Raw genomic sequence first — 2,790 nt, 5'->3', positions numbered from 1 at the left:
GGCTACGATGGAGTATAATTCGTCCGACGTAACTAAAAATATTGCTTTAAGTGGTACAAAGGCAGGCCCGCAATTTAAAAGGACGTTTCCGGGCGTGAAGGAATATGTACGCACCTTTAAATATCCTATGGTAATAAGTTACCACAACCAGGTGTTTGAAGAAAAGGTATTTTATGCCGATGCCAATTTTTTCAGCGTGTTTTCGTTCCCCTTGCTCCAGGGCGATGCGCGGTCGGCTTTAAACGCGCCTGATAAAATAGTGATTACCCAAAACGCGGCAAAAAAGTATTTTGGTAACCAGGATGCCTTGGGCAAAGTTTTATCAGTTGGTTCAAAAAACTTTACGGTGGCGGCGGTTGCGGCAACCGTTCCGTCAAACTCGCAAATTCAGTTTGATTTTGTTGTGCCTTTTAGCTTATACATTACCGATAACGGGCCCGAGCAATGGTGGTCGGCAAGTAACATGACTTATTTGCTTATTGATGATAAAGTTAATATCAAATCGCTTCAAGCTAAACTAACCGATTACATGGTAAACACGGTTAGCAAAAAAGAGCTTAAGATGGAGGGGAAACATTACCTTACTTACAACCTGCAACCACTAACAGCTATTCACCTCCACTCTGGCATACCATACGAATTTGAGCCTACCGGCAGTATCACTTACATTTATATCCTTTTGGCTGTAGCTATACTGATACTATTGATAGGCTGCGTAAATTATATAAACCTGGCCATAGCCCAATCGGCCGGACGCGGTGCCGAGATAGGCATACGCAAGGTAATGGGCGCCGGTAATGGCGAATTATTTTGGCAGTTTATAGCTGAGTCGGTTTTTACCGCCGCAATAGCATCAGTATTTGCTATGATTTTGGCAGGTTTGGTATTGCCTTTATTTAACCAGATATCGGGCAAGCAATTGGAAATAATGGTGTTATTTAACCCGGCTGTAATTGGTGGTTTGGTGGCATTAAGTTTAGTGGTGGGTTTTGCGGCAGGGGCGTACCCTGCGTTATTGTTATCCAACGCAAAACTGGTGAAGATACTTAAATCGGGCTTCTCGTTTACTTCAGGTCAAAGTGTACGCAAATCGCTCATCGTGTTCCAGTTTGTGATCTCTATTTTTCTAATCATCTCTACCATTGTGATATTGCAACAGTTGGCCTATATCCGCAATAAGGATATTGGCTACAATAAAAGCAACGTAGTAGTTTTACCTGTAGATCATAAGATACGGCCACAACTCGAAGCCCTGAAAAAAGCAATGGCGGCCATTCCGGGTGTGCAATCTGTAGCCGCTGCAAATGACGAGCCTATTAATGTAGGCTGGGGCGATGGTATCAGTACCAATGATGGCAAAAGTATTTCGGTGACCGCCATACCGGTGGATATGGATTTTGTGAAAACTATGCAACTGAGCTTAACCGCGGGCAGCGATTATACCCGTRCCGACTTGCTGCAAATGGATACCACCAATAAGTACAAAAACTATCACTATTCTTTTATCATGAATGAATCGGCTGTAAAAGCCTTAGGGTGGACACCGGAGCAGGCCATAGGCAAAACCATATCAAAAGGTAACCCCGGTGTTGTGAAAGGTGTTATTAAAGATTTTAATTTTAAAACGTTTCATGATCCTATTACCCCGCTCATCCTGTTTTTGGATAATGAGCAACTGCACAAGTTGTTTATTAGGATTAACGGCAATAACACACCTCAAATAATAACCGGGATTGGTAAGGTATGGAAAGACCACGTTACGCACAGGCCATATGATTACCATTTTCTGGACGATAATTACAACGCCCTATACCGCACCGAACAACGTACAGCAGGGGTATTCACCACTTTTTCAGCGCTGGCCATTATACTGGCCTGTTTAGGGTTGTTTGCTATAACAGCCTTTGCCGTAGTGCAGCGTACCAAAGAGATTGGTATTCGTAAAGTATTGGGTGCAGGCGTTATGAATATTATCCTGCTGATAGCAAAAGATTTTTTAGCACTGGTGATTATAGCCACCGTTATCGCATCGCCAATAGCCTGGTACATATCCAGCAAATGGCTGCAGGATTTCGCTTATCGTATTGATATACAATGGTGGGTGTTTATCATAACAGGTGCTGCCGCATTATTGGTAGCCGCCATTACGGTTAGTATACAATCAACCAAAGCGGCGTTGGCCAACCCGGTAAAAAGCTTGAAGAGTGAGTAGTGAGTGGGGTGACAACTGTTGCTCGCGATAAGCAATGACGAGACTGTCTACAATAACAAACCGTTTATCAGCGACAAGTACTAATGAACTAATGAACCAGTGAACCAATGAACTAACATATGTTAAGTAATCACATCAAAATAGCTTTCAGGAGTTTGAGCAGGAATAAGGGTTTTACCTTTATCAATATCACGGGTTTGGCCGTGGGGCTTGCAGTTTGTATCATGATTATGCTGTATGTAACCCATGAAATGAGTTACGATAGTTTTCACAAAAACGGGAAGCGGATTTATAACCTCCGGGCATCTATAAAGGTGGGGGGAAATGTCATGAATATGGCTTACATGAGTTACGCTGCCGGGCCTATTGTAAAACAAAATAATCCTGTGGTGGAGGATTACATGCGTACGATGACTTATTTCAGGCCATTGGTGGTGAGCAATCCAAAATCACCCGAAAATAAGTTTGCAGAAAGTAAACTGATGTTTGCAGATGCGGGTTTCTTTGATTTTTATTCTTTTAAATTATTGTCGGGAGCGGCATCGGATGCACTCAAAGCACCATTCTCTGTTGTAATC

At 42.7% G+C, this 2,790-nt stretch carries 2 protein-coding genes; both read left to right on the top strand.

The window, feature by feature from the left end:
• On the top strand, positions 1-2,212 hold a 2,212-nt coding region (locus AC1DPZ_RS24930; RefSeq protein WP_477408565.1), incomplete at its 5' end, for an ABC transporter permease.
• 119 nt (positions 2,213-2,331) lie between these two features.
• A partial coding sequence (locus AC1DPZ_RS24925; RefSeq protein ID WP_477408563.1) for an ABC transporter permease occupies positions 2,332-2,790 on the top strand: 459 nt, incomplete at its 3' end.

Source organism: Mucilaginibacter sp. P4_G9 (assembly GCF_056400985.1).
Note: the sequence above shows the minus strand (reverse complement) of the source record. Positions and strands in the feature narration are given on the sequence as shown.